Annotated in this window: 22 protein-coding genes; 13 read left to right on the top strand and 9 right to left on the bottom strand. The window is 71.4% G+C overall.

The genetic code is table 11. The features are described from left to right. Window positions 1–25: 25 nt before the first annotated feature. Window positions 26–4,762, bottom strand: coding sequence for a non-ribosomal peptide synthetase (locus QR64_RS17555; RefSeq protein ID WP_039586465.1), 4,737 nt, complete (start codon window positions 4,760–4,762; stop codon window positions 26–28). 541 nt (window positions 4,763–5,303) lie between these two features. Here QR64_RS17555 and QR64_RS17550 point away from each other — a divergent pair. Beyond that, window positions 5,304–5,891 carry a hypothetical protein gene (locus QR64_RS17550; protein ID WP_039586463.1) on the top strand — a complete coding sequence of 196 codons (588 nt, stop codon included), beginning with the start codon at window positions 5,304–5,306 and terminating at the stop codon, window positions 5,889–5,891. Between the two features lie 24 nt (window positions 5,892–5,915). Here QR64_RS17550 and QR64_RS17545 read toward each other — a convergent pair whose 3' ends face one another. Next, complete coding sequence (locus tag QR64_RS17545) at window positions 5,916–6,257, bottom strand: hypothetical protein (RefSeq protein WP_006554803.1); 342 nt, start codon at window positions 6,255–6,257, stop codon at window positions 5,916–5,918. Between the two features lie 232 nt (window positions 6,258–6,489). On the opposite strand from QR64_RS17545, the gene QR64_RS17540 reads away from it, so the two are divergent. The 5 genes from QR64_RS17540 (at window position 6,490) to QR64_RS17520 (ending at window position 11,551) form a co-directional block, all read left to right on the top strand. Then, the gene (locus QR64_RS17540; RefSeq protein WP_006554802.1) at window positions 6,490–6,828 is read left to right on the top strand and encodes an RNA polymerase-binding protein RbpA; all 339 of its coding nucleotides are present in this window, start codon (window positions 6,490–6,492) and stop codon (window positions 6,826–6,828) included. Window positions 6,829–7,087: 259 nt separating this feature from the next. Further along, window positions 7,088–7,468: a chorismate mutase gene (locus QR64_RS17535; RefSeq protein ID WP_006554801.1), complete on the top strand. Its 381-nt coding sequence runs from the start codon at window positions 7,088–7,090 to the stop codon at window positions 7,466–7,468. A gap of 8 nt (window positions 7,469–7,476) precedes the next feature. Then, the gene (gene pabB / locus QR64_RS17530) at window positions 7,477–9,648 is read left to right on the top strand and encodes an aminodeoxychorismate synthase component I (protein WP_039586455.1); all 2,172 of its coding nucleotides are present in this window, start codon (window positions 7,477–7,479) and stop codon (window positions 9,646–9,648) included. Continuing rightward, window positions 9,645–10,559, top strand: coding sequence for a prephenate dehydrogenase (locus tag QR64_RS17525; protein WP_033098292.1), 915 nt, complete (start codon window positions 9,645–9,647; stop codon window positions 10,557–10,559). Before pabB ends, QR64_RS17525 begins: the two co-directional genes overlap by 4 nt. Next, window positions 10,556–11,551, top strand: coding sequence for an AurF N-oxygenase family protein (locus QR64_RS17520; protein ID WP_006554798.1), 996 nt, complete (start codon window positions 10,556–10,558; stop codon window positions 11,549–11,551). The genes QR64_RS17525 and QR64_RS17520 overlap by 4 nt, the downstream gene beginning before the upstream one ends. 68 nt (window positions 11,552–11,619) lie before the next feature. Here QR64_RS17520 and QR64_RS17515 read toward each other — a convergent pair whose 3' ends face one another. Genes QR64_RS17515 through QR64_RS17500 form a run of 4 tightly spaced genes read right to left on the bottom strand, consistent with a single transcriptional unit; the run spans window position 11,620 to window position 16,192 of the window. Further along, complete coding sequence (locus QR64_RS17515) at window positions 11,620–12,396, bottom strand: polyprenol monophosphomannose synthase (protein ID WP_006554797.1); 777 nt, start codon at window positions 12,394–12,396, stop codon at window positions 11,620–11,622. Continuing rightward, on the bottom strand, window positions 12,396–14,024 hold the full coding sequence (lnt, locus tag QR64_RS17510; protein ID WP_200886518.1) for an apolipoprotein N-acyltransferase: 1,629 nt from the start codon (window positions 14,022–14,024) through the stop codon (window positions 12,396–12,398). The genes QR64_RS17515 and lnt overlap by 1 nt, the downstream gene beginning before the upstream one ends. Continuing rightward, window positions 14,021–15,631, bottom strand: coding sequence for an amidohydrolase (locus QR64_RS17505; protein ID WP_039586453.1), 1,611 nt, complete (start codon window positions 15,629–15,631; stop codon window positions 14,021–14,023). The genes lnt and QR64_RS17505 overlap by 4 nt, the downstream gene beginning before the upstream one ends. A gap of 18 nt (window positions 15,632–15,649) precedes the next feature. Continuing rightward, complete coding sequence (locus tag QR64_RS17500) at window positions 15,650–16,192, bottom strand: FxsA family protein (RefSeq protein WP_039586451.1); 543 nt, start codon at window positions 16,190–16,192, stop codon at window positions 15,650–15,652. A gap of 105 nt (window positions 16,193–16,297) precedes the next feature. Here QR64_RS17500 and QR64_RS17495 point away from each other — a divergent pair, with 105 nt between their 5' ends. The 3 genes from QR64_RS17495 (at window position 16,298) to QR64_RS17485 (ending at window position 20,004) form a co-directional block, all read left to right on the top strand. Beyond that, window positions 16,298–17,062: a TSUP family transporter gene (locus QR64_RS17495; RefSeq protein WP_039586459.1), complete on the top strand. Its 765-nt coding sequence runs from the start codon at window positions 16,298–16,300 to the stop codon at window positions 17,060–17,062. A 63-nt stretch (window positions 17,063–17,125) separates the two neighbouring features. Continuing rightward, window positions 17,126–18,637 (top strand): TldD/PmbA family protein, encoded by a 1,512-nt coding sequence (locus tag QR64_RS17490; RefSeq protein WP_039586449.1) that lies wholly within the window; start codon window positions 17,126–17,128, stop codon window positions 18,635–18,637. Then, window positions 18,634–20,004, top strand: coding sequence for a metallopeptidase TldD-related protein (locus QR64_RS17485; RefSeq protein ID WP_006550016.1), 1,371 nt, complete (start codon window positions 18,634–18,636; stop codon window positions 20,002–20,004). Before QR64_RS17490 ends, QR64_RS17485 begins: the two co-directional genes overlap by 4 nt. Before the next feature lie 45 nt (window positions 20,005–20,049). Here QR64_RS17485 and QR64_RS17480 read toward each other — a convergent pair whose 3' ends face one another. From QR64_RS17480 to QR64_RS17470, 3 genes are all read right to left on the bottom strand, one after another. Further along, the gene (locus QR64_RS17480; protein ID WP_006550017.1) at window positions 20,050–20,583 is read right to left on the bottom strand and encodes a glutathione peroxidase; all 534 of its coding nucleotides are present in this window, start codon (window positions 20,581–20,583) and stop codon (window positions 20,050–20,052) included. 105 nt (window positions 20,584–20,688) lie between these two features. Beyond that, window positions 20,689–21,189 (bottom strand): acyltransferase, encoded by a 501-nt coding sequence (locus tag QR64_RS28720; RefSeq protein ID WP_006550018.1) that lies wholly within the window; start codon window positions 21,187–21,189, stop codon window positions 20,689–20,691. Window positions 21,190–21,194: 5 nt separating this feature from the next. Next, the gene (locus tag QR64_RS17470; RefSeq protein ID WP_039586457.1) at window positions 21,195–21,611 is read right to left on the bottom strand and encodes a PPOX class F420-dependent oxidoreductase; all 417 of its coding nucleotides are present in this window, start codon (window positions 21,609–21,611) and stop codon (window positions 21,195–21,197) included. A gap of 74 nt (window positions 21,612–21,685) precedes the next feature. Between QR64_RS17470 and QR64_RS17465 the strand changes: the two genes are divergently transcribed. From QR64_RS17465 to QR64_RS17450, 4 genes are all read left to right on the top strand, one after another. After that, window positions 21,686–22,450: a precorrin-3B synthase gene (locus tag QR64_RS17465; RefSeq protein WP_039586446.1), complete on the top strand. Its 765-nt coding sequence runs from the start codon at window positions 21,686–21,688 to the stop codon at window positions 22,448–22,450. A gap of 96 nt (window positions 22,451–22,546) precedes the next feature. Then, window positions 22,547–24,010: a dihydrolipoyl dehydrogenase family protein gene (locus QR64_RS17460; RefSeq protein ID WP_039586444.1), complete on the top strand. Its 1,464-nt coding sequence runs from the start codon at window positions 22,547–22,549 to the stop codon at window positions 24,008–24,010. A gap of 13 nt (window positions 24,011–24,023) precedes the next feature. Beyond that, a complete protein-coding gene (locus tag QR64_RS17455; RefSeq protein WP_033098282.1) occupies window positions 24,024–24,221 on the top strand; it encodes a hypothetical protein in 198 nt (65 codons plus the stop codon). A gap of 974 nt (window positions 24,222–25,195) precedes the next feature. Continuing rightward, window positions 25,196–25,549: a hypothetical protein gene (locus QR64_RS17450; RefSeq protein ID WP_033098281.1), complete on the top strand. Its 354-nt coding sequence runs from the start codon at window positions 25,196–25,198 to the stop codon at window positions 25,547–25,549. Window positions 25,550–26,417: the final 868 nt, after the last annotated feature.

The raw sequence follows: 26,417 nt of genomic DNA, 5'->3' as shown, positions 1-26,417 counted from the left end.
CAACGGGGTCGATCGACACCCGCCCCTACCAAGTGCGAAGAGCCACGAACATGCCGACCAGGTCGTCGAGGTGGCGGTGGCTGCGCCCGGCGACGGGGGTGCCGACGACGATGTCGTCGCCGCCGGACAGGCGGGCCAGCAGCACCGCCAGGGCGGCGTGCACGACCATGAACTCGGTGGCGGTGTGGGCGTGGGCGAGCTGCTGGATCCGCCCGTACAGCTCCGGGGCGATCTCGACGTCGACGCTCGCGCCGCGGAAGGACTGCTGCGGTGGGCGCGGTCGGTCGGTGGGCAGCGCCAGCAGGTCGGGGGCGCCGGTGAGGATCTCGCGCCAGTACTCGAGTTGCCGGGCGGCGCGGGAGGTCGGGTCGTCGACGTCGCCGAGCAGATCCGCGAACCACAGGGTGTAGTCGGCGTACTGCAGCGGCAGCGGCGCCCAGTCCGGGGCGGTGCCCGCGGCGCGGGCGGCGTAGGCGGTGACCAGATCCCGGGACAGCGGCGCCAGCGACGCGCCGTCGGCGGCGATGTGGTGCACCACCACGGCGAGCACGTGCTCGTCGCCGGCGACGCGGAACAGCCGCATCCGCAGCGGCGGGTCGACGGTGACGTCGAAACCGGCCGCGACCACCGCCGCGACGTCCGCGTCGAGATCGTCCGTGACCGTGGGGGTCAGATCCAGGGCGAGCGCGTCGACGGGCAGCACCTGCTGGATCGGCCCGGCCGGGGTGGCCGGGTAGACGGTGCGCAGCGCCTCGTGCCGGTCGAGCACATCGCGGGTCGCCGCGACCAGCGCCGCGTGGTCGAGGGCGCCGCGCAGCCGCAGCGCGATCGGGATGTTGTAGGCGGCCGAGGACGGGTCGAGCTGGTCGACGAACCACAGGCGTTGCTGGGCGGCGGAGACCGGGATGCGGTCCGGGCGCGGCAGCACCGGCGCCGGGGCGGGCCGGTCGACGTCGTCACCGGCGGGCAGGTTCGCCGCCAGCGCCCGCACGGTGGGGGCCTCGAACAGCGACCGCACCCCCAGATCGGTGCCGAAGGCGTCGTTGATGCGGGAGATCACCCGGGTGGCGACCAGCGAGTTGCCGCCGAGCTCGAAGAAGCTGTCGTCGGCGCCGACCTCGGCGACGCCGAGCTGGTCGGCGAAGATCGCGGCCAACGCGGTCTCGGTGGGCGACATCGCCGCCGCCCCACCGGCGCCGGCGAAGACCGGTTCGGGCAGTGCCGTGCGGTCGAGTTTGCCGACGGCGGTCAGCGGGATCTCGTCGAGCACCATGATCGCGGCGGGCACCATGTGGGCGGGCAACCGCGCCGCGAGCGCCGCGGACAGCTGCTCCGGGTCGAGGGTGCAGCCGGCATCGGGCAGCACATAGGACACGAGCATCTGTTCCCCGGAGGGCGCGGCGCGGCCCAGGGTGACGGCGAAGGCGACGTCGGGGCGGTCGCTGAGGGCGGCGTCGATCTCGCCGAGTTCGATGCGGAACCCGCGGATCTTGACCTGGAAGTCGGAGCGGCCGAGATATTCGACGGTCACCGAGCGGGCGGGACGGTGCGGGTCGCGGATGCGCCAGCGGGTGACGTCACCGGTGCGGTACATGCGCGAGCCGGGAGGGCCGAAGGGGTCGGCGACGAAACGGGTGGCGGTCAGGCCCGGCCGGTCGTGATAGCCGCGGGTGACGCCCGGCCCGGCGATGTACAGCTCCCCGGCGATCCCGACCGGCACCGGGTGCAACCGGCCGTCGAGGATCAGCTCGTCGATACCGCACACCGGGTGGCCGATGGTGACGGTCTCCCCCGGCACCAGCATGTCGGTGATATTGCAGACGATGGTGGTCTCGGTGGGCCCGTACGCGTTGTACATCCGGCGGCCGGGTGCCCAGCGCGCCACCAGTTCCGGTGGGCACGCCTCGCCCGCGACGGTGACCGCCTCGCATTCGACGCCGGTCGGGTCCACCGACGCCAGCGCGGCCGGGGTGGAGAACAGGTGGGTGACCTGTTCGCGGCGCAGCAGCGCCGCCAGTTCGTCGCCGCCGTAGATGTGGGCGGGCACCACCACGAGGGTCGCGCCGATGGCGAAGGCGGTCATGTACTCGAAGATCGACGCGTCGAAGCTCGGCGAGGAGAAGTGCGAGACCCGGGCCGCCGGGGGTGGGGCCAGGCGGGTGTGCAGGGTCGCCGACAGGTTCGCCAGGCCGCGGTGCGGCACCACCACACCCTTGGGGCGGCCGGTGGAGCCGGAGGTGTAGATCAGGTAGGCGGGATGGTCGAACAGCAGGGTGGCCGGCCGGTCGTCGTCGGTGACCGGCTCATCGCTCGCCTGCGCGATCCGCGCGTCGAGATCCGGATCGAGGACGAGCCAGGGCACCGTGTCGGGCAGCTCGTCGCGGTGCGCGGCGGTGGTCAGGCCCAGGATCGCCCCGGAGTCGGTGAGCATGTACTCGATGCGGTCGGCCGGATACTTCGGGTCGACGGGCACGAAGGCGGCCCCGGACTTGGCGATCGCCCAGATCACCGCCACCGATTCGACGGAGCGGGTGATGCCGACCGCGACGAAGGTCTCCGGTCCGGCGCCGGCGTCGATGAGGACGCGGGCGAGCCGGTTGGACCAGGCGTCGAGTTCGCCGTAGGTCATGCGCCGGTCCTCGCACACCACCGCCTCGGTGTCCGGCACCACCGCGGCGACCGCGCACAGGATCTCCGGCAGGGTCTGCGCGGAGCGGGCCGGGTCGCCGTGCGCCGGGACCAGACCGGCGACCTCGTCGCTGCCGACGAACGGCAGATCCCCGATGGGCAGGTGCGGGTCGGTGAGCACCGCGGTCAGGGCGCGGCCGAGTCGCCGGCCGGTGGTGGTGGCGGTGTGCGCGTCCACCCGGTCGGGCCGGTAGCCGGTGCGGACCTGCAGGGCGGTGCCGGTGGTGTCGATCGTCACGCGTAGCACCGCGTCCGCGGGGGCGGAGGTCGGGTCGTCGAGGGTGAGCACCACCGGGCAGGCGGGGGCGAGGCCGGCGAGCACGGCCGGGTCGACCTCGGCGTGGGCGGCGAGATCGGCGCCGAGGGTGCGCACGCGCCGCACCAGCTCGGCGAAGGGCTCGGCCGGGTCCAGCTCGACGCGCAGCGGCAGCACCCGCCCGTCGCGGGCCACGCCGACGAGGACGTCGTCGTGACCGGTGAGCCGGGCGATGAGAGCCGCCGTGGCGGCGTGCAGTACGGCGGCGACGGTGGTGTCCGGGGCGTCGCCCTCGGTGGTGGCGAAACGCGCGGCGAGCGCCGCGGCCGTGACCGCCAGGCGGTCCTCGACGTCGGCGGGGGTGTCGTCGGCGGGGGCGGTGACGGGGCGGGGCAGTTCGAGGCGTTCGGCGGCGTCGGCGAGCTGCTGCCGCCAGAAACCGGCGTCGGCGGCGGCGCGGCGGCGCTGCTCGCCCAGGGTCACGCTGGCCGGATGGATCACGGCGACCGCGCGGTCGGGGGCGCTGCGCAGGAAATCGTCGAGCAGTTCGACGAACCGGTCGTGGTGGGCACGGAGTTCGTCCTCGTCGTAGCGGTGCGGGTTGCCGCGGAAGTCGAGGAAGGTCCGGGCCGGGTCGCCGCTCTGATAGATGTTGACCAGCAGGTCCTCGACGGGACCGGAGGTCATGATGTGGAACTCGCCGCGGATGTCGCCGAGCACGATCTCCTGCCGGAACAGCATGACGTTGACCATCGGCCCGGCATAGCGGTACGGGTCGCCGGCGGCGCCGGTCTCGCGGCGGATGTCCTCGAGGCTGAATCGCTGGTGGCGCAGCGCCCCGGTGAGTTCGAGCTGCACCCGCCGCACCAGGTCGGTGCGGGTGTCGTCCGGTTCGAGAAAGATGTGCAGCGGCGCGGTGTTGACGAGCATGCCGCCGGAGCGGCGGGCCATGGCGGTGGTGCGGGCGAAGACCGGCAGGTTGATCATCACGTCGTCGCGGCCGGTCATCCGCGCCAGATAGCACGCGAACGCCGCGATGACCGCCGCCGTCGACGACAGTCCCGGTTCGTCGTCGACCGCGGTCAGCGCGTCGACGAGGTCGTCGGGGAGGATGTGGCTCGACAGCAGCGACACCGCCGCGGTGGGGGCGTCGCGTTGCGCCAGAGTCGAGCCGTCCTCGAGTCCGGCGACCCGCTCGATCCAGTAGTCGCGGTCGGTGCGGTAGCGCTCGGAGGTGCGGTACTCGCGGTCCCAGTCGTACAGGGCGCGCAGGTCGGCGGCTTTCGACGGTTCCGGCTCGCGGCCGTCGATCTCCGCGGTGTAGAGGGCGGCGATGCGGTTGACCATGGTCATCGCCGCGAATCCGTCGAGGGCGACGTGGTGGATGCGGGCGTACCAGAGGAACCGGTCGTCGGCGACCTGCAGGATCGTCATGTTCACCAGCAGGTCGTTCGCCAGGTCCACCGGGGTGGCGTAGTCGGCGGTCATCCACTCGTGCGCCGCGGCCATCGGGTCGGGTTCGCCGCGGAAGTCGAGCAGCGGGATCCCGTTGCGGTCCTCGACGGTGGGGTCGACGTACTGGACGGGTTCACCGTCGACGTCGACGACCCGCAGATAGGCGGACCGGAACTCGGCACCGGCGCGATATCCGCAGCGACGCAGCAGATCCAGGTCCGGGGCGCCGCGCAGATCCACATACTGCGCGATGCACACGGGTACCTCGGGTGCGAGCTGCTGCGCGAACCAGATGGCCCGTTGCGCGGACGACAGCGGGAAAGCGCCGACCGGTATCTGCGGACGACGGTGTCGCAGCGACATGTCCCCTCCGAAAGCGATGTTGTTGGCCGTGATCGGCGTGTGTCCCCCGACATCGCGTGCAGGGGCCGACCCCGGTGCCGCTGGGCGTGCGGCGCCGCGATCGGACCCCCGTTCGATCGTGTGATCCCGTGTGACCGGGACCACACAACAAGCTAGACCACCTGTGCGACCGGTACGACCGGATTGCGGCGACGACCGCACCACTACCCGCCGATGCGCCCCGGAGGCCGTGCCCGTGCCGCGACAGGACCGGTACGGAACCGCGAGTGACCTCGGAAATCGTTCCCGTGCAGGGGATCAGTCGCGTTTCGATAACGTTTTCCCGACGGCCGGGAGGAATGCCCTGTTCGTGACCGGAGTGACGAATGAGGTCGGCGTCGAAGCAGGATCGGGCTCGCCGGAAACGCCCCGAAACCGGACAGCTCTCCTTATTCTCGAAGCGGCCGTCACCATCGTGCCCCCGTGCCGCGACCCGTGCGTGATCGGATCGCGACCGGATCGTCTCGTCCCGCCCGCTCGACCCGATTCGAAGGAGCCCGAGATGTTGCGTCGCCGATCCGCCCCGCTCGTCACCGCCCTGCTCGCCGCAGCCCTGCTCGCGGCCCCCGCCCAGGCCGCCGCCGACACCGCCCCGCCGGGGGTGCCGCTCGATCAGCTGCGCGCGGAGGTCGCCGACTCCCCCGAGACCCTCGCCGCGCTCGAGCGGCTCGTCGCCGACTCCGGCTCGGCGGATCCGTTCGCGCCGCCACCGAAGAACATCCCGCAGCCGTTCTCGTCACCCGCACCGACCGTCGGTCCGGGCTGCGGCGGCGGTTTCGTGCCGTTCGCGATGACCACCGCGTGGGTGCATCCCGGCCCGCACGGTCAGGTGCCGTTCGGGTCGATCGAGGTGATCGCCGAACCCACCGCCGGTGCGCCGGTGACCGCCTCGGACCTGAAATTCGTGTGGATCAACATGGAGAACATCCGGGCCGGGGTCGCCACCCTCGACAACAACGGCGGCGGATTGCAGTCCACAGTGATCGACAGCGGTCCCGGCGCGGTGCTCGGCGCCCTGTTCGGCTCGCTGCAGTACGCCAACGGTGCGTTCTGCCAGGTGATCTACACCATGGGTGGCTTCTTCGCCTGAGCCCGCGCTCCCCGATCGGGGCGGTCAACGCAGCCGTTCGGCGTCGCGGGCCAGATCGAGCAGCTCCGCGCACAGGGCGGTCAGCTCGTCGGCCGCGGCGCCCTCGGCGACCGCGGTGGCGACGTCCTCGGCGGCGCAGCGCGCCCGGAACGCGCGGTCGGCGAGTGCCTCGACCTCGCCGGCGGTGAGCACCACCGAATCCTCGGGCAGTCCGGCGCGGCGGGCGCTGCTGCGCTGCTCGTAGGCGCGTTGCCGACACGACTGGCGGCAGTAGCGGCGTCGCCGCCCGGTGCCGATCTCCGGTACCGGGCGCCCGCACCACAGGCACGTGCTCGCTCGGGTGTCACGTCCGGTCACGAGCGTCACTGTACTGCCCACCTGCACCCCCGGCGGGGCGGCGGGAACCCCGGACGCACGGGCCGGTGCAGGCACCGTGCGCGCGGCGGTGCGGCGGGTCGGTAGACTGGTCCCTCGGCTCCTCGGTGGGCCGCGGGAACGGAATCGGCTCCGCAGACGTTGAGCACAGTGGACGTCGAGCCCGGTGTCGATGCCGCACGGCATCGTCACCCGGGCGGAGCACACAAGGAAGGACACCACCATGGCAGATCGTGTACTGCGAGGCAGCCGACTCGGGGCGGTGAGCTACGAAACCGACCGCGACCACGATCTGGCGCCGCGGCGAATCGCGCGCTACCGCTGCGACAACGGCGAGGAATACGACGTGCCGTTCGCGGACGACGCGGAGATCCCCGGCACCTGGATCTGCAAGAACGGCCTCGAGGGCACCCTGGTCGAGGGCGCCGCACCGGAGCCGAAGAAGGTCAAGCCGCCGCGCACCCACTGGGACATGCTGCTCGAGCGTCGCTCCGTCGAGGAACTCGAGGACCTGCTCAAAGAGCGCCTGGACCTGCTCAAGGCCAAGCGCCGCGGCGCCTGACACCCGCGCCGCCGAACACGTACGTGTGCCGCCCCGGACGATCGTCCGGGGCGGCACACGTCGTTACGGACCCCGCAAGCGCAGCCCGACGGGACGGTGGTTCCGCGAATTCGATTGCGGCCCCGCCACGAATCGATCAATCGTCGATATCGGCCGGACGGTGCGTGCAATCATGATCGCACGCCGATCGATCATGATCGGCACGCCCGATCCACGACCTTCGCGCCGGTGCTCCGGCGGGTCGCTTGCAAGGGGGTGAATGTCCGTGACCGACCGTCACCACACTGCGGCGGACGCGCCGCCGACACAGGCCGCCGCCGATTTGGCCGACCTGCGTGCCGAACTCGACGACATCGACCGGACCCTGCTCGACGGGATCCGCGCCCGCCTCGAGGTGTGCGGACGCGTCGCCGAACTCAAGCAACGCCACGGCCTCGACGTGCTGCAACCCGGCCGCATGGAGGTCGTGCACCGCCGCGCCCAGGACTACGCGCACAGGCACGGCCTGTCCGGCGACTTCGTGCGCTCGCTGTACACCCTGCTCATCGACGAGGCATGCCGGGTCGAGGACCGCATCGTCTCCGGCGGCGCCCCCGCGGACCGGGTCGGCTCCGGTCGCCGCGGCGACGGCACGAACTGAGGCCCGTCGTGTCCGCGCCCCGACCGATCCGCACGGTGTTGATCGACAACTACGACTCGTTCACCTACAACCTCTACGACCTGATCACCCGCGTCAACGGCATCCCGCCGCGGGTGCTCACCAACGATCGCAGCTGGGACGAGCTCGTCGCCGAACCGTTCGACAACATCGTCATCTCCCCCGGCCCGGGCCGACCCGACCGGGCCAGGGACTTCGGGATCAGCGCCCGCGCCCTCACCGACGCCGAAGTGCCGCTGCTCGGGGTGTGCCTGGGCCATCAAGGGCTGTGCCAGCTGTTCGGCAGCGCCGTGATCACCGCCCCCGAACCGGTGCACGGCCGCACCAGCCCGATCCTGCACGACGGCACCGGCCTGTTCGCCGGGCTGCCGTCGCCCTTCGAGGCGGTGCGCTACCACTCGCTGATCGCCGACCCCGTCCCCGACGAGCTCGTCGCCACCGCCCACACCCCGGACGGGTTGCTCATGGCCGTCGCGCACCGGCACCGGCCGCTGTGGGGGGTGCAGTTCCATCCCGAATCGATCGGCACCGCCCACGGCGCGCAACTGCTCGCCAACTTCCGCGACGCCACCCCGCCGCGCAGCCCGATCACCGTCACCGCCCCCGTCGATCCGGAACCGGTACCCGAACCGGCTCCGCGCTATCTGCTGGCCAGCCGCCGGCTGCCGCTGCACCCCGACCCGTCCGCGGTGTACGAGGCGCTCTTCGCCGCCGGCCCGCACGGCTTCTGGCTCGACGGCAGCGCCGCGCTGGAGCCGCAGTCGCGGTTCACCGTCCTCGGCAACGGCGCCGGACCCCGCGCCGACTACCTGACCTACCGGGTCGGGGAGGGCATCGTGCGCGAACACCGCGCCGACGGCACCGTCGAGGAACACCGCCGCCCCGTCTTCGACCATCTCACCGCCCGCCTCGCGGAGCGCCGCGCCGCCGCCCGCGACGACCTGCCGTTCGGGTTCGCGCTCGGCTACGTCGGGTATCTCGGCTACGAACTCAAGGCCGACGCCGGCGCGCAACTCGTGCACACCTCCCCCTACGCCGACGCCGCGCTGGTCTTCGCCGACCGGGCGGTGATCGTCGACCACGACGACCGCTGCTGCTACCTGCTCGCCCTGACCGAGGACACCGACGATCCCGAGACCCTCGCCTGGTTCGACGCGACCGCCGCGATCCTGTCGGCGCTGCCCGAACCGGTGACCGACGAGCAGATCCCGGTGCCGCTGATCGGCGCGGACGGTGGCCCGCAACTGCGGCTGCGGCACTCCCCGCAGCGCTATCTCGATCTGATCGCCCAGTGCCAGAACGAGATCCGCAGCGGCGAGACCTACGAGGTGTGTCTGACGAACACCGTCACCGTCGACGGCGGCATCGACCCGCTGAGCACCTATCGGGCGTTGCGCCGCATCAGCCCCACCCCCTACAGTGCGCTGCTCGACTTCCCCGAGGTCGCGGTGCTCAGCGCCTCCCCGGAACGGTTCCTGCGGATCGACGCCGACGGCACCGTCGAATCGAAACCGATCAAGGGCACCCGCCCACGTGGCCGGACCCCCGGCGAGGACGCCGCGTTGCGGGACGAACTGTGGGCCAGCAAAAAGGACCGCTCCGAGAACCTGATGATCGTCGATCTGGTGCGCAACGACCTGTCGCGGGTGTGCGTGCCCGGCTCGGTGCACGTGCCGGCACTGTTCGCAGTGGAAACCTATGCGGCGGTGCATCAGCTGGTGTCCACGGTGCGCGGCACGCTGCGTCCGGACGTCTCGGCGGTGGACTGTGTGCGCGCCGCCTTCCCCGGCGGATCGATGACCGGTGCCCCGAAGCTGCGCACCATGGAGATCATCGACAAGCTCGAGGACGGCCCCCGCGGGGTGTACTCCGGGGCCATCGGATATCTGTCGCCGACCGGCGCCGCCGACCTGTCGGTGGTCATCCGCACCCTCGTCGCCACCGCCCACGAGGTCACCTTCGGGATCGGGGGGGCGATCGTGGCGCTGTCCGATCCGGACGACGAACTCGACGAGACCCTCGTCAAATCCGTGGTGATGCGCCGCTGCCTCGCCGCGGCCCGCGACACCACCCCGACCAACGGAGCCGGGGCGGTCGGCTCCGCGGACCCGGACGATCTCGTCGACGGGCCACCGGTGCTGCCGGGGCGGGCCGGGCCGTGACCACGCCCGGCCGGGTGATCGTCGCCGGCGGATGCGGCGCCGTCGGCGCCTTGCTCACCGCGGCGTTGCGCGAGGCCGGCCGTCAGGTGCTCGTCGTCGACCCGGCCGCCGCCCCGGCTGCACCCGGGATGCTGCGCGCCGATCTGACCGCCCCCGACACCCGCCTCGCCGCGGCACTCGACGGCGCCGACATCGTGGTCCTCGCCGTCCCCGACGTCGTCGCCGGTGCCGCCCTGCCGGTGCTCGCGCGGCTGCTGCCCCCGCACACCCTGCTGGTGGAGACCCTGTCGGTGAAGACCCCGATCGCCGCGGCGCTGCACACCTACCGGCCCGGCGCCCCCACGCTCGGCATCAACCCGATGTTCGCCCCCGATCTCGGATTGCCCGGCCGGCCCGTGGTGGCGGTGCGTCACCACGACGCACCGGTCGTGACCGAGTTCGTCGCGGCGCTGCGCGACTGGGGTGCCACCGTGGTCGAGACCACCGCCGACGAACACGACCGGATCACCGCCGCCGTGCAGGTGCTCACCCACGCCGCGATCCTCGCGTTCGGTATCGCCCTCGACCGGCTCGACGTGCCGGATGCCGCCGCGCGGGTCGCCGCGCCCCCGCACACCGTGCTGCGCGCGCTGCTCGCCCGCGTTTCCGGTGGCACCGCCGAGGTCTACCACGACATCCAGCTCACCAACCCGTACGCCGCCACCGCCCGCCGCGCCCTCGCCGGCGCGGTCGCCGATCTCGACGCCGCCACCGACGCCCTGCCCGACTTCGCGGCGCTGCTCGACCGGGCCCGCGCCGCGCTCGGCGACGGGCAACCCGCCGCCACGCAGCTGTGCGGGCAGCTGTTCGCGGCACTGCCCCGCGATCCGGGCGCGGTCGGCGGTCCGAGCGAGGAAAGGAGCCGGACATGAACGAATCCGACATCCCCGGCCCGCAGCTGCGCGCGCCGGAACTCCCGCAGTACGACCCGTCCGATCCGGCGGAGAGCGCGGTGATCGCCGGGCTGACCCGCTCGTGGCCGCGCCGCGCCGCCGTCAAGAAACCCGAGGTCGACCTCGACGCGCTGTTCGAGGCGGACCGCGCCGACTATCCCGAGCAGATGCTGCCCTTCGCCGAGCATCCGCGTTATCTCGCGCTCGACGAACAACAACAGGCGCGGCTGCGGGCCTGGGCGTGGATCGCCTACAACAAGAGCGTCGTCGACATCGAACAGCACGTCGTCAACCCCGGCTTCGCGTTGATCACCGAGGACGCCTTCGGTATCGGCCCGTCCGACACGGTGGTCACCGGGGTGCTCCAGGCGATGGTCGACGAGCAGTACCACACCCTCATGCACCAGCAGGCCAACGTGCTCACCCGCCGCCGCCGCGGCTGGGCGCTGAAGGAGTCGGTGCTGCCGCCGTGCCCGACCGTGCGCGAGCATCGCGCCGCGGTCGCGCACGCCGAGACCCCGCGGGACGCGGCGCTGGTGCAGCTGGCGTTCACCACCGTTGCAGAGACTTCGATCAGCGCCTATCTGGCGTTGCTCACCACCGACCCGGAGCTGCAACCGGTCAACCGCGCGACGGTGGCGGTGCACCGCCGCGACGAGCTGTGCCACGCCTCCCTCGCGGGTGGGCTGCTCACTGCGGTGCTCACCGAACTCGACGACACCGATCGGGTGCGGCTGCTCGACGCGCTTGGTACCGCGGTCGCGGCGTTCACCGGCGCCGACACCTCCACCTGGGCGGCGATCATCGCGCGCGAGAACATCCCCGGCGGCGACGAGTTGGTCGCCGACACCATCGCCGTGACCGAGGGCCGGCCGGTGGTGCAGGACTGCAGCGCCATCCGCCGGCTGTGCGCGGGACTGGGGCTCGGGGAGGAACTCGACGCCCGCTGGCCGTGGCCGCGCAGCGCCTAGCGCCTCGGCCGCACAGCGCCTAGCGCCTCGGCCGCACAGCGCCTGGTATCCCGGCCGCGCGGGCCGAGTCAGCGACCCAGCAGTGCCCGCAACCGCGCGAGACGACTGCGCAGCCCCCACACGGTGACCCGCACGAGGGCCTCCTGCACGATGTTGCCGTTCATCTTCGACTCGCCGATTTCCCGTTCGGTGAACGTGATGGGCACCTCGGCGACGGTGAATCCGGCCTGCAGGGTGCGCCACGCCAGATCGACCTGGAAGCAGTAGCCGTGCGAGGCGATCGCGTCGAGGTCGAGCTTCTCGAGCACCTCACGGCGGTAGGCACGGTAGCCGCCGGTGATGTCCTGGATCGACACCCCCAGCGCGAGACGCGAGTAGATGTTGCCGCCGCGGGAGAGCACCTCGCGGTGCCACGGCCAGTTCACCACCGTGCCGCCGGGCACGTAACGGGAGCCGAGCACCAGATCAGCGCCGGCGTCGACCTTCTCCAGCAGCAGGTGCAACTGCTCGGGGGCGTGGCTGCCGTCGGCGTCCATCTCCACGAGCACCGTGTAGCCGTGCTCGAGCCCCCACCGGAAACCGGCGATGTAGGCGGCACCGAGACCGTTCTTCTCGGTGCGGTGCAGCACCGCGATGCGCTCGTCGGCGGCGGCGAGGTCGTCGGCGAGGTCACCGGTGCCGTCGGGACTGCCGTCGTCGACGACGAGGACATGGGTGTGCGGCAGCGCAGCGTGCAGCCGCGTGATGATCCGACCGAGGTTCTCCCGCTCGTTGTAGGTCGGAATGATCACCAGGGTGCGGGCGCTGGGTGCGCTGTCGTTCCCGGCCGGCGTCGCCGCTGCCATCAGAGGTCCTCCTTGTCGAACCGGCCACCGGCCGGTGCTCCTGCTGCGCCGGTGCTGGTGCGAGCTGCCGCACCGGCCTTCTCCCGCCGTCCTCGCACCAGGACGAAACCGGCGGCGGCCACGGCCGCGGCGCAGAGCACAAGCTCCGGCGCCACTCCGAGCCGACTAGCCAGCGTAACGTCTGCGCGCACGGGCACCTGCGCCACCAGGGCATCGGGCACGAACAACGGTGTGCTCTGCTGCACCCGACCGGCCGGATCGACGATCGCGCTGACCCCGCTGGTCGCCGCGACGATCACGGCCCGGCCGTGCTCGACGGCCCGCACTCGCGACATCGCCAGCTGCTGATAGGTCATCTCGGTGTCGCCGAAGGTGGCGTTGTTCGTCGGCACCGCCAGCAACTGGGCGCCGGCGTCGATCGAGTCGCGGAACGCCCGGTCGAAGGCCACCTCGTAGCAGGTCGCCACCCCGATGTCGATGCCGCCGGCGGTGACCATGCCGTCGCCGTCGCCGGGCACGAAATGGCCGGCGCGGTCGGCGTACTCGGAGAACAACCGGAAGAACGACCGCCACGGCAGGTACTCGCCGAACGGCTGGATGATCTTCTTGTCGTGCCGCTCCCCCGGACCGGTCTGCGCGTCCCACACGATCACCGAATTGGTGGTGGTCCGGTCGTCGTTGACGAGCACCGCCCCGACGAGGATCGGCGCGTCGATCGCGGCGGACGCGGCGGAGATGTCGCGTGCGGCATCGGCGTTGCGCAGCGGGTCGATATCGGAGGCGTTCTCCGGCCAGATCACCACATCCGGGGCCGGGGCCCGTCCGGCGGCGACGTCCTCGGCGAGGACGAGGGTGCGGGCGACATGATTGTCGAGCACCGCCTTGCGTTGGGCGTTGAAGTCCAGGCCCAGGCGCGGCACACTGCCCTGGATCGCCGCGACCGTCACCGTCGACGACTCGTCGGTGGCGGTGCGCACCAGCGGCCACGCCGCCGCGGCGAGCAGCGGACCGAGCAGCGTCACCGCGACCGGCACCGTCCAGGCCCGCACGGGGCGGGGACGGCGGGAGGCGGTCAGGGCGAGGGCGGCGAGCCCGGCGCCGGTCGCGGCCACGGCGAACGACACCAGCGGGGCGCCGCCGACGACGGCGAGGGAGACGAACCCACCGTCGGGCTGGCCGAACGCCAGCCGACCCCACGGGAACCCACCGAACGGCACGCTCGAGCGCAACCATTCGGTCAGGCTCCACGCCGCCGCGATCCACAACGGCGCGACCGGCAACGACCGCAGGTGCACCACCAGCGCCCCGAACAGGCCGACGAAGACCGCCTCGGCGGCGGCGAGCGCCAACCACGGCAACGGACCGACATAGACGCCGATCCAGGGCAGCAGCGGCACCAGGAAACCGAGGCCGGCGAGATAGCCGTAGCCGAACCCGGCGCGTCGCCGCATCGGTACTGCAGTCGATACACCGACCAGGAGCGCGATCCCGACGGGGGCGAGGAACCACAGCGGCCGCGGCGGGAACGACGCGAACAGCAACACTCCCGCGACGACGGCCAGCAGCGCGCGCAGCGCGACGACACGCACCGCCCGCACGGTGACCGTCGCGAAGGGCCGGCCGGTCACCGCGCGTACACGACCCGGCCGCGGTGCACACTGCGCACCAGCACCGGATCGGCGGTGCCCGGGGCGAGATCCGGCAGCGGCGCCACCCGCGACCGCGGATCCGTCGACCACCGCTGCACCGAATCCTTCGGAGCGCTGACCACCAACTCCCCGACCTCCCAGATCGCATACGACGCCGGCGCCCCCGGATCGAGGGTGCCGGCCAGACCGTCACGCACCCCACCAGCGCGCCACGCCCCGCGGGTCGCAGCGGCGAACGCCGCCCGCGGCGAGATCCCGCTGCCCTCGGTGCGGTGGTGCACCGCCGCCCGCAGCATCGGCCACGGCCGCGGCGCCGTCACCGGCGCATCCGAGCCGAACGCCAACGCCAGCCCGGTCGCTGCCAGCGGCGCGAACGCGTTCAACGCCGCGGCGCGGTCGGCGCCGAGCCGCTGCGCGTACATCCCGTCCGCCCCGCCCCACAAGGCGTCGAAGCTCGGCTGCATGCTCGCGATCACCCCGTACCGCGACAACACCTCCGCCTGCGCGACCGTCAACGACTCGACGTGCTCGAGCCGATGCCCGCGCGCGGCGAGCACCGGTCCCCCGACCTCCGCGGCGACCGCCTCGAAGGCCGCGACCGCGGCGGTGGTCGCCGCGTCACCGATGACGTGGAAACCGGCCTGAATGCCCGCCGAGGTGCACGCGCGCACGTGCGCGGTCAGCTCGTCCTCGGTCAGATAGCGGGTGCCGCAGCAGTCCGGCAGATCGTCGTACGGGCGGGCCAGCGCGGCGGTGTGCGAACCGATCGACCCGTCGACGAACAGATCCCCGCCCAGGGCATCGGCGCCGGTCTCGGCGAGCAGCTCCGCGGCTTCCTCGCCGGTGCGCACCGCCTGACCCCAGTAGCCGCGCACCTGCACCGGATGGTCGGTGCCGAGCAGTTCGGTGAAGTCGTCGAGCCCGGAGATGTCGGGGCCGGCGCATTCGTGCACCGCGACGTAACCGTGCGCGGCGAAATCGTCGAGGGCCGCCAGGCGGGCGCGGGCACGCTGCGCGGCGGTCAGCCCGCGGCGGGCGGCGCCGCGCACCGCATGATGCGCCGCGGCGGTCAGCGGCTGCTGCGGATCGAAGCCGGCCAGCTCGTCGAGGGGTTCGGCGACGGCCCGCAACGCGCTCGACGCCGCCGCCGAATGCGCATCGATCCGGCCGAGATAGACGAGCCGGGCCGGGGCGGCGGCATCGAGGTCGGCGGTGGTCGGTGGCGTCGGGTCGGGCCAGCGGGTCTCGTCCCAGCCGTGCCCCCAGATCACCGCGTCGTCGTGCGCATCGGCGTGCGCGCGGACCCGGCGCAATGCGTCGTCGCGGTCGACGGCGTCGGTCAGATCCAGCCCGGTCAACGCCAGGCCGTGGCTGGTGGTGTGCACGTGGGTGTCGACGAAACCGGGGGCGACGAACGCGCCGTGCAGGTCGACGATCTCGGCGTCCGGGTGCAGGGCGCGGCCGGGCCGGTCCTGCCCGACCCACACGACCGTGCCGTCGGTGACGGCCATCGCGGTGGCATCGGGGGCGCTGGCGCTGTAGATGCGGCCGCCGACGAGAAGCTGGGTGTGCGGTGCAGGGCTCACGAGTGCCCAGTCTGCCCGTTACCGCTCCTCGCGGCGGCGCGGGGTCTCCACGATCTCCCCTTCGAGCACGGTGCCACGGTCGTCGACCTGCTCGGTCACGGCCGCACCACCGGTCAGGTGCGGGGCACCACCGACGACACTGTGATCGACGACCTGCCCGTCGATCACCACCAGCCGCTGCGCGGAGAACCCGGTGACGCGGGCCCGCCGCGCGACCAGCGTGCGCACCGCCGGACGCAGCGCGGCGCGGGACGGCAGCAACAGCAGCACCCCGAGCACGGTGCTGACGATGCCGGGAATCAGCACCAGGGCCGCGCCGGCGCCGACGAGCGCGCCGTCGGTGAGCACCCGCTCCGGGGAATTCGCGTGCGGCGCCCGGCCACCGCGCAGCTCACCGAGGTTGCGCAGCGCGCGGCGACCCAGGGCGGCGAGCACGAGATAACCGGCGGCGCTGACACCGAGGAAGATCAACACGGTGGCCAGGGCTCCGAGGGTGGAGCCGAGCCAGGCCAGCACCGCGATCTCCGCCACGACGTAGAGCACGAACAACAACGGGTACACGGCGGGACTTCCTTCCGTCGGCGGTTTCTGTCCGGTCAACGAACGGGCCACCGGTTTTGCTCCCGCACCCGACCCGCGGATGCGGCGCGTGATCGAATGGCCGCCATGACTGCAGGTGACTGGGCGTTGCTGATGACCGCCGCGACAGCCGCCGGCTGGGTGGACGCGGTGGTCGGCGGCGGCGGGCTGATCCTGCTGCCCGCCCTGTTCCTCGTCGCCCCGCAATTGACGCCACAGGCGGCGCTGGCGACGAACAAGCTCACCGCGATCTGCGGGACCGGCGCGGCGGTGCTGACCTTCGCGCGGCGCATCCCGCTGCGCTGGTCGCTGCTCGGCCCCGCCGCCCTGGTTGCCGCGCTGGCCGCGGCGGCGGGGGCGGCGGCGGTCTCGCTCATCGACCGGGAGGTGTTCATCCCGATCGTGATGGTCGTGCTCGTCGCGGTGGCGGTGTTCGTCACCGCCCGCCCGAAACTCGGCACCGGCAACACCCGCCGCCCGTCCACGCTGCGGCTGGCCACCGTCGTGGTCACGGCCGCGGCGGTGATCGGCTTCTACGACGGGATCCTCGGGCCCGGCACCGGCACCTTCTTCATCATCGTGTTCGCGGCGATGCTCGGCAGCGAGTTCGTCACCTCGGCGGCGATGGCGAAGGTGCTCAACTTCGGCTCGAATCTCGGGGCGCTGGTCCTGTTCGCCGTCGGCGGGCACGTGTGGTGGGCGCTCGGGGCGGCGCTGGCGGTGTGCAATGTCGCCGGCTCGGTGCTCGGCTCCCGGATGGCGCTCGCCCGCGGCGCCGGGTTCGTGCGGGTGGTGTTGCTGGTCGTGGTGATCGCCATGGTGATCCGGCTCGGCATCGAACAGTTCGGCTGAACCACCCCGCGGGGCTCGGTGCGGCAACCCCGATGCCGCACATCCCGGCGTTACCGTGGGCGGGTGAATGCGGTGGACGACGATTTCCTGGCCCTGCCGTTGCACGCGGCCGCCGACGCGGGCCTGACGGTCGCGCGGGCGGCGGGCGCGAGTCACGCCGATGTGCGGGTGCATCGGATCCGGACCGGGACGAGCACCCTGCGCGACGGCGCCCTGCAGGCGGCGGTGGACGACAGCGACTGCGGGGTGGCGGTGCGGGTGCTGCTCGACGGCACCTGGGGATTCGCGTCGCATCCGGTGCCCGGCCCGGACGGCGCCGCCGACGCCGCGGCCCGCGCCGTCGCGGTCGCCCGCACCCTGCGCGCGTTGAACCGGGATCCGGTGCAGTGGGCCGACGAAGCGGTCCACCGGGACGCGGTGTGGGTCTCGCCGTACGAGATCGACCCGTTCACCGTCTCCGCCGCCGAGCGCATCGCGGTGCTCGAGGACCGTTCGCGGCGACTGCAGGACGCCGACGGCGTCGACCACGTCGCCGCGAATCTGACGCTGGTCAAGGAACAGACCTTCTACGCCGATCTCGCCGGGTCGACGATCACCCAGCAGCGGGTGCGGATCCACTCCGACCTCGACGCGACCCGCGTCGACCGTGAGGCCGGCACCTTCGAGTCGATGCGCACCCTGGCCCCGCCGGCCGGCCGCGGCTGGGAGTATGTGGCCTCGGACCGGTGGTGGGACTGGAGCCGTGAGCTCGCCGAACTGCCCGAGCAGCTCGCGGAGAAGGCGCAGGCCCCGTCGGTGATCCCGGGCCGCACCGATCTGGTGATCGACCCGACGAATCTGTGGCTGACGATCCACGAATCGGTCGGGCACGCCACCGAATACGACCGCGCCATCGGCTACGAGGCCGCCTACGCCGGCACCTCCTTCGCCACCCCCGACCTGCTCGGCAGCCTGCGCTACGGCAGCGACGTCATGCATGTCACCGCCGACCGCACCGAACCGCACGGCATGGCCACCGTCGGCTACGACGACGACGGGGTCGCCGCCCAGTCCTGGGATCTCGTGAAGGACGGGGTGCTCGTCGGCTACCAACTCGACCGGGCGTTCGCCCCGAGGCTCGGGGTGGCCCGCTCGAACGGCTGCGCCTACGCCGATTCGGCGCATCACGTGCCGATCCAGCGGATGGCGAACGTGTCGCTGCGACCCGATCCGAGCGTCGATCGCAGCACCGCCGATCTGATCGCCGGGGTCGACGACGGGCTGTACATCGTCGGCGATCGCAGTTGGTCGATCGACATGCAGCGGCACAATTTCCAGTTCACCGGTCAGCGGTTCTACCGGATCCGCGGCGGCCGGCTCGCCGGGCAGGTCCGCGATGTGGCCTATCAGGCGTCGACCACCGAGTTCTGGGGTGCCCTCGAGGCGGTCGGCGGCGCGTCGACCTGGCAGCTCGGCGGCGCGATGAACTGCGGCAAGGCGCAACCCGGGCAGGTCGCGTCCGTCTCGCACGGCTGCCCGTCGGTGCTGGTGCGCGGCGTGAACGTGCTCAACACGGTGCAGGAAGGTGGCCGATGATCCCCGGAGACCGACTCGTCGAAACCGCCCTGGCGACCTCCCCTGCCGACGAGACCATCGTGATGGTCACCGACAGTGCCGAGGCGTCGCTGCGGTGGGCCGGCAGTTCGATGACCACCAACGGCTCCGCCCGTGCCCGCGGCGCCACGATCCTCGCGATCCGCCGCACCCCCGACGGCGCACACTGTGGGGTGGTCAGCGCCCCGATCGTCGACGCCGACGACATCGGCGCGGTGGTTGCCGCGGCGTGGGCGGCCGCGCAGCAGGCCCCGGCGGCCCCGGATGCGATGCCGTTGATCGACGGCGACGACACCGACCCGCAGTGGGGCGACGAGGCCGTCGGCACCGACGTCGAGGTCTTCGCCCCGCTCCTCGACGGGCTCGCCGCCGGCTTCGACGACACCGACGCCCTCTACGGATTCGCCCACCACCAATCCACGACGATGTGGCTGGGCACCTCCACGGGGGTGCGGCGCCGCTGGGTGCAACGCGACGGGTCGCTCGAGATCAACGGCAAACGCGGCGGCCTGACCGGGGCGAGCGCCTGGGTCGGCGCCGGCACCGTCGACTTCACCGACATCGCGATGGATCCGCTGCGTGCCGAACTGGCGCGGCGGCTGGACTGGGCCGGTACCCGCGTCGACCTGCCCGCCGGACGGTACGAGACGCTGCTGCCACCCTCGGTGGTCGCGGACCTGATGATCCCGCTGCTGTGGTCCCTGGACGGGCGCGGCGCCGAGGAGGGCCGGTCGGTGTGGGCGGGGCCCGGCGGAACCCGCCTCGGCGAGCAGATCGCCGCGCTGCCGGTGACGTTGACGTCCGATCCGGCCGCCCCGGGGCTCGGTTATGCGCCGTTCGTGGTCGCCACCGCCTCCACCGACAGCGTCTCGGTGTTCGACACCGGGATGAGCGCCTCGCGGGTCGACTGGCTCCGCGACGGCGCCCTGCACGCGCTGGCGTATCCGCGGGCCGCAGCCGCCGAATTCGGGGCCACCCCCACGGCGCCGGGTGAGAATCTGCTGCTCACCGGTGGCAGCACTGCCGATGTGGACGACATGATCGCCCGCACCGAACGCGGTCTGCTGCTGACCACCGTGTGGTACCTGCGGGAGGTCGATCCGGCGGTGCTGTTGCTGACCGGCCTGACCCGCGACGGGGTGTATCTCGTCGAGGACGGGCAGGTGCGGGCGGCGGTGAACAACTTCCGGTTCAACGAATCCCCGGTCGATCTGCTCGGCCGCGCCACCGAGATCGGCGCCACCGAACGCACCCTGCCGCGGGAGTGGAAGGACTGGTTCACCCGCACCGCGATGCCGCCGGTGCGCATCCCCGACTTCCACATGTCCTCGGTCAGCGCCGCCCACTGACCTCCGGTCCGGTCGGTGACGTCCATCGATCGGACCGGTAGGGGCTCAGAGCAGGTCGGTGAGTTCCTTGCCGATCTCCTCGGGGGTGACCGTCGGCTCGAAGCGGCGCACCACCGCGCCCTGCGGGTCGACGAGGAACTTGGTGAAGTTCCACTTCACCTCGTCGGTGCCGATCGCCTCGGGGCGGGTCTTGCTCACGTGCTCGAACAGGAAGCCGTGCTGCGGCCCGAAATCACCGGGAGCCTCGGCGCGCAGGTGCCGGTAGAGCGGGTGCGCATCGTCGCCGTTGACATCGACCTTCGCGAACACCGGGAAGGTGACGTCGAAGTTCACGCGGCAGAACTCCTGGATCTCGCTGTCACTACCCGGTTCCTGACCACCGAACTGGTTGCACGGGAACGCGAGGATCTGCAGGCCGCGCTCGCCCAGCTCGCGGTGCAGCGCCTCGAGGGCCTCGTACTGCGGGGTCAAGCCGCACTTGCTGGCGACGTTGACGATCAGCAGATGCCGGCCGGCGAAGCGGGCGAGATCCTCGCTGCCGCCGTCGGCGGTGGCCACGGTGTACTCGTGCACGGACATGCGCTCTCCTGAACTGGGTTCGATCGGCTCGGCCCCGCAGGTGAGGCCGAGATCACCACGGACCCTACGGGATCGGACGACCCGGGCGGGGCTGCTGGTGCGGGGTCAGTCCAGGTCGCGGACGTGCCGGGCGGGGCTGCCCAGATGCAGCGTGTGTGGGGCACAGTCCTTCGTCACCAGCGAGTTCGCGCCGATCACCACACCGGCGCCGATGCTCACGCCCGGCATGATCACCGCACCGGAGCCGATCCACGCGCCGTCGCCGATGGTCACCGGCTCCCCCGTCAGCGTCGACGCGCGCTGTTCGGCGGTGCCCATGCGGTGGCTGCTGGTGAGCACCCGCACGTGGTCGCCGAGGAACACCCGCTGCCCGAGGGTTATGTCGGCGACCGTGTCGAAATAGCAGCCGTGGTTGACGAACGAGCCCGCGCCGAGGGTGAGCCGGCCGAGGCCCTGCACCACCACGCCGGTGTGGATCAGGCTCGGCGGTGCGGCGTCGACACCGGCGCGGCGCAACCACTTCCAGCGACTCGAACCGGAGATCAGCGGGTTGCTCGCGAGCGCCACCGCGATCGCCTGGGACCGGTAGGTGTGAGAGCGCGCCACGACGTCTACCGGCCTGCCGTGTCGTCGGCGGGATCGAGCGCACACGCCAACCCGACGGTGCCGGTGCGGCCACGACGCACCACGCTCGCGCCGACGATGATCCGGCCGAGCAGCCCGTACTTGCGGGCGATCACCGACCGGGCGTGCGCCGAGCCGTCGGCTTCGAGCACCTCCCCGGTGCCGGGCACCGCCGCCGACTTCGGGTTGCCGCGCGCGTCGCAGATCGCCAGGGACACCCGCGGATCGCGGCGCAGTCGCCGCACCTTGTAGGCGTCGGCGACCGTCCACACCAGCAGCCGGTTCCCGTCGGGCGCCGCCCACACCGGGGTGTCCACCGCGCTGCCGTCCTTGCGGTATGTGGTCAGCAGCACGAACTTGGCGGCGGCGAGGTCCGCGAAGGTGGGGGTCGTCGACTCGGGCATGGCCACCACCCTACAAACCGCCCGGTCTCACGGCACCGCTCGTCCCCCCGGCGCCGCGTTCTACGCTGGCGGTCATGGCCGATACCGCTGTCGACGTGCACCTGCCCGCCGGGCACCTGACCTCCGCGCAGGTGCAGGTGCTCGCCGAGCTCGCCCACACCCACGGCGGCGGCGAACTGCACCTGACCGCCCATGCCCAGCTGCGGGTGCGCGGCGACCACGCCGCGATCAGCGCGGCCGTCACCGCCGCCGGTCTCACCGTCGACGTGCCCACCCGCGCACGGCTTCTCGTCTCCCCGCTCAGCGGCCGCATCGGCGGACACCACGACCTGCGCGAACTCACCGCCACGGTGATCGCGCGCCTGGACGACCGGCCGGTGGCGGCCGGCACCGTCCTCGGGCTCGACGACGGCACCGGCGACATCGTCGCCCTCGCCCCCACCGTCGCGGTCCTCGCCCGCCCCGACGGCCGCTTCGCGGTGATCCGCGACGGCGCCGACACCGGGGTGCGCGTAGACCCGCAGGACGCCGCCGAGGCGCTGCTCACCCCACCGACCGACCCCACCGGGGATCCGGAACCGGTACCGGAGCAGCCGCGGCCACCGATCGGGTGGCTCGACCAGCCCGACGGGGCCGTCACCCTCGCCGGCGGGCTGCCCGGCGGGATCCTTCCCGCACGACTGGCGGAGTTCCTCGCCGCCGTCGAACGTCCGGTGATCGTCACCCCGTGGCGGTCGGTGCTGCTGTGCGATCTCGACGAGTGGACCGCCGAACAGGTGGTGCGGGTGCTCGCCCCGATGGGGTTGATCTTCGACGCCGACTCCCCGCATCTGCGCTGAGCCGCCGCTGACCTGCACGAACGGGCGGACTTCGCGAACCGGACCGTCGCCCCCGATCCGGCCCGCCGACGGTTCGGCCGCGCCTATCGTGGACGGATGAGCGGTCCGACAGCGGAATCCGACAGTTATGACGTGATCGTCCTCGGCGCGGGCCCGGCCGGGGAGAACGCCGCCCAGTACGCCATCGCCGGCAGCGACCGCACCGCGGTGCTCGTCGAACACGAACTCGTCGGCGGCGAATGTTCCTACTGGGCCTGCATGCCCAGCAAAGCCCTGCTGCGCCCGACCCAGGTGCTCACCACCGCCCGCAACATGCCCGGCGTCGCCGACAAGATCAGCGCCCACGGCGTCGAGGTACCGGCCGTACTCGCCCGCCGCGACAGCTTCACCCACAACCGCGACGACAGTTCCCAGGTGGACTGGGCCGAGGGCGCGGGTATCGGCGTCGTGCGCGGCCGCGGCCGCCTCGACGGCGAACGCACCATCACCGTCTCCGGTGCCGACGGCGAGCGGCGCCTGCAGGCCCGGCACGCCGTCGTCCTGGCCACCGGCACGCTGCCCTCGATCCCGGACCTGCCCGGGCTGCGCGACGCGCTGCCGTGGACCTCCCGCGATGCGACGAACCTGCTCGAGGTCCCCCGCCGGGTGCTGGTGGTCGGCGGCGGTGTCGTCGCCTGCGAAACCGCCACCTGGCTGCGGCAACTCGGCGTCGAGGAACTCACCCTCGCGGTGCGCGGCGACCGGTTGCTGCCGCGCGTGGAGCCGTTCGCCGCCGAACGCGTCGCCACCCGCATGGCCCACAAGGGCCTGAATGTGCGCTACGGCACCGAGATCCGCTCGGTGCAGCGCCCCGACGTCAAGGACACCGGCGTCGGCCGCATCCACGGCGGTCCCGCCACCGTGGAGTTGTCCGACGGCAGCACTGTCGAGGTCGACGAGATCGTCGTCGCCGCCGGCCGCTGCCCCGCCGTGGACGGGCTCGGTCTCGACACTGTCGGCCTGACCGACGGGAAGGTGACCGTCGCCGACGATCTCACCGTCGACGGGGTCGACGGCCAGTGGCTGTATGCGGTCGGGGACATCGCCGGTCGCGCCGCACTGACCCACATGGGCAAATACCAGGCGCGGGTGTGCGGGGACGTCATCGCCGCCCGCGCCGAGAACCGCCCCACCGACGGGTCACGATTCCGGGCGAGCGCCGACCACGGCCAGGTCCCGCAGGTGATCTTCACCGTCCCGGAGATCGCCGCGGTCGGCCGCACCGCCGAGCAGGCCCGCGCCGACGGACTCGACGTCGAGGTCCTCGAGGCCGACATCGACGTTGCCGGGGCCTCGCTCGCCCGCGACGACTACGCCGGCCACGCCGCGCTCGTCGTCGACCGCGCCACCGACACCCTCGTCGGCGCGACCTTCGTCGGTCAGGAGGTCGCCGAACTCGTCCACGCCGCCACCGTCGCCCTGGTCGGGAAGGTGCCGCTGGACGCCCTGTGGCATGCGGTGCCGTCCTACCCCACCATCAGCGAGATCTGGTTGCGGCTGCTCGAATCCCGCCGCAGCTGACCGCCTCTCGAACGTGCAGTTGTCGTGGCGACACGCCGCGTGGCGACGAGAACTGCACGCCGACGGTCAGCGCGGCAGACGCCGCCACACCGCGCGCGGCAGCAGGCGCATCCCGAAGAACACCGACGGCATGCTGCGCCGCACCCTGCGCTCCCCCGACGGTGCCGAGGGCACGCAGTTCCCCGCGGTCTACGTGCATTTCGGCACGTAGACCGGCGACTTGTTGGAGCCCGGGCCGACGATGAGCGCGGGTTGCCTCCGGTGATGCGGACGCCACGGACCTCATCAACAGCGGTGACTGTCACCTGATGCGCCGGTGCCGCCACCTACCTGCTCACCGTTTGTTTCACGCCCGTAGTTCCCTGGCTCCGACCGACACCACCACCAGGACGGTGGGTTTGACAATGTGACGGCCGACCGGCGCGGACGACATCGTGAACGATCGAAGATCGTCATTCCGATTCCCTGTCGATGTCCTTGTCGGCTCCCCGCGCCGGTGAAGGACAGTCGGACCGTAGGCTGGGACCAGGACGCGAGCGAGGGAAGGAGGCGATTGTGCTGGTAGGTGTGCTGGCCACAGTCCTCGGTTGTCTGCTCCATAAATGGGCAGCCGTGGCAGCCGCTCGACTGAATTTCGGCTCTCGGTTTCCTTATCTGTGGGGCATGTATCCGGTGCGTCCGACGCGTCGGGTCAAGCGCGCTCAGACAGCAGGGTGGCTGCTCAGCATTGTCGGTGCGTTCGGTGTCGCGAGGCGTTGTGGAATACGGCCCCTGGACGGAGTCTCGACGCCGTCCTCTCCATACTCGTCGTGGTCAACCTCGTCGTGGTCAACGCAGGTCCGAATCTCGTCACGACAGTCATTCATAACCGCACTGTTCCCCAACCTTGAGCAGTGGCGGTATCGGCTGTCGGGAACTTTCGCTCACGAATATTCAACATTCCCACAGACATCCGGCTGGTCCTGCAAGGTCGTGGACGCGATCGAGCGCTCCGAGACGGGCTGGACACGGACAAACGTCTACCTCGGGGTGCACGAGCGACGATGACCCTAGTCTCGGAAAGGTGCCTTTCGGAGAACTGGTCGCTCCGCCTCTGGGGCGGTAGGTGGACCCCTACCCGCAACGTCGCTGCTGAGGGGATCCCTGTGACTTTCCGAGACACGTCTCGACACCGATATCGTCCGGGTGTTCGCGCTGGCAGGTGTCGCCGTCGGCCTGATCTTGTATGTCGCCGCCTTCTTCATCACCGCACCGACCGAGGTGTGCATGACTCGACTGACATCGCACATGACCGGCTCCGAGGCAGTGGTAGCGACCTCAGCGAGCGCCGACAAGCAGTGGGTGGGGATCGTCGCATCCCGCTGTCAGTGGACGTTCGCGACCGGGCCCCACGCCGGCGCTTCCGTGTCCGAGCATGTCGTGGAATGGGGGCCGTCGGCATTGGCGATCGTTGGCCTTGTCGTCGCGGTGGCCGGCGTGGGGAGCTGGATGTGGTTCCGCACCAAGCACATAAATGTTGCGCGGACCGACCGCGGGTGACGTCACATCACGGAGGCGCGGATCGAGCGAGCGACACAGCAGACTCGGGGTCGTCTACCGATGCTGAATGCCGTTGTCGCTACGAACAATATTTGTCAGACCTGCCCCTGGTTCTGCAAAGTTATGGACGCGATCGGCCGGTCTCCGGCACCGTCCCGGTCCAGAAAACGCGCTCACCTTGGGTTTCGAGGCTGATGGTGCGTAATTGACAATTAGCAGCACCGACTTCGCACAAACCATGAGTGACAAGGGGTCGCGTCAAGTTATCGTGCGGTTTCGCTTCGCGGGTGTAGGTTCTACGAGTCAGTATCGGTTTCCGTATTCGTGTCGGTGAACCCTCTCATCTCGGCGTTTCCCCAGTTCAGAGGTAGAGGCGCAGCGAGATGAGGACGGAATGTCTGTGGACTTCGACAAGCTCGCAAGCATCTCTGGCATGAGCTTGGAACCGAGCAGGTCCAGAGCTGCACTTGCACTACTGGACGACTTTCAGCGAGAACCTCCATTGTCGACTCTCCCGTCCAGGAGTGTTTCTGGGGATCGGCTGCGGCCTTCAACTCGGTTGTTCGTGCAAGTTCGGAAGGCCTACCTGGGTTGTTCGCCAGATCAATCGCGAATCATAGATTTGATCAAATAATGTCGGTAGCGGGTTCTCGCCCGGGTCTCATTCCGCGAACCTAGCAGCTGAAGTGTCAGTTTCCAGAAATGGTTCTTTGCAGGAAGGGATGAACACCGCCATCCCGTCACAGAAGGGGTGGAAATTTGATCAAATCTTGGTAGTCTCGGCACATCCTCGCTGTCATCATCGAGCTGAACTCTCGTTGTGGAAGGAGTTGCTGATATGAGGGAAGACATCCTCGGCCGGTCCCGC

The sequence above is a fragment of the Rhodococcus sp. Chr-9 genome (assembly GCF_000801125.1).
Taxonomy (GTDB): Bacteria; Actinomycetota; Actinomycetes; order Mycobacteriales; family Mycobacteriaceae; genus Rhodococcus; species Rhodococcus pyridinivorans.
This window is presented reverse-complemented; position numbering and strand designations above follow the sequence as displayed.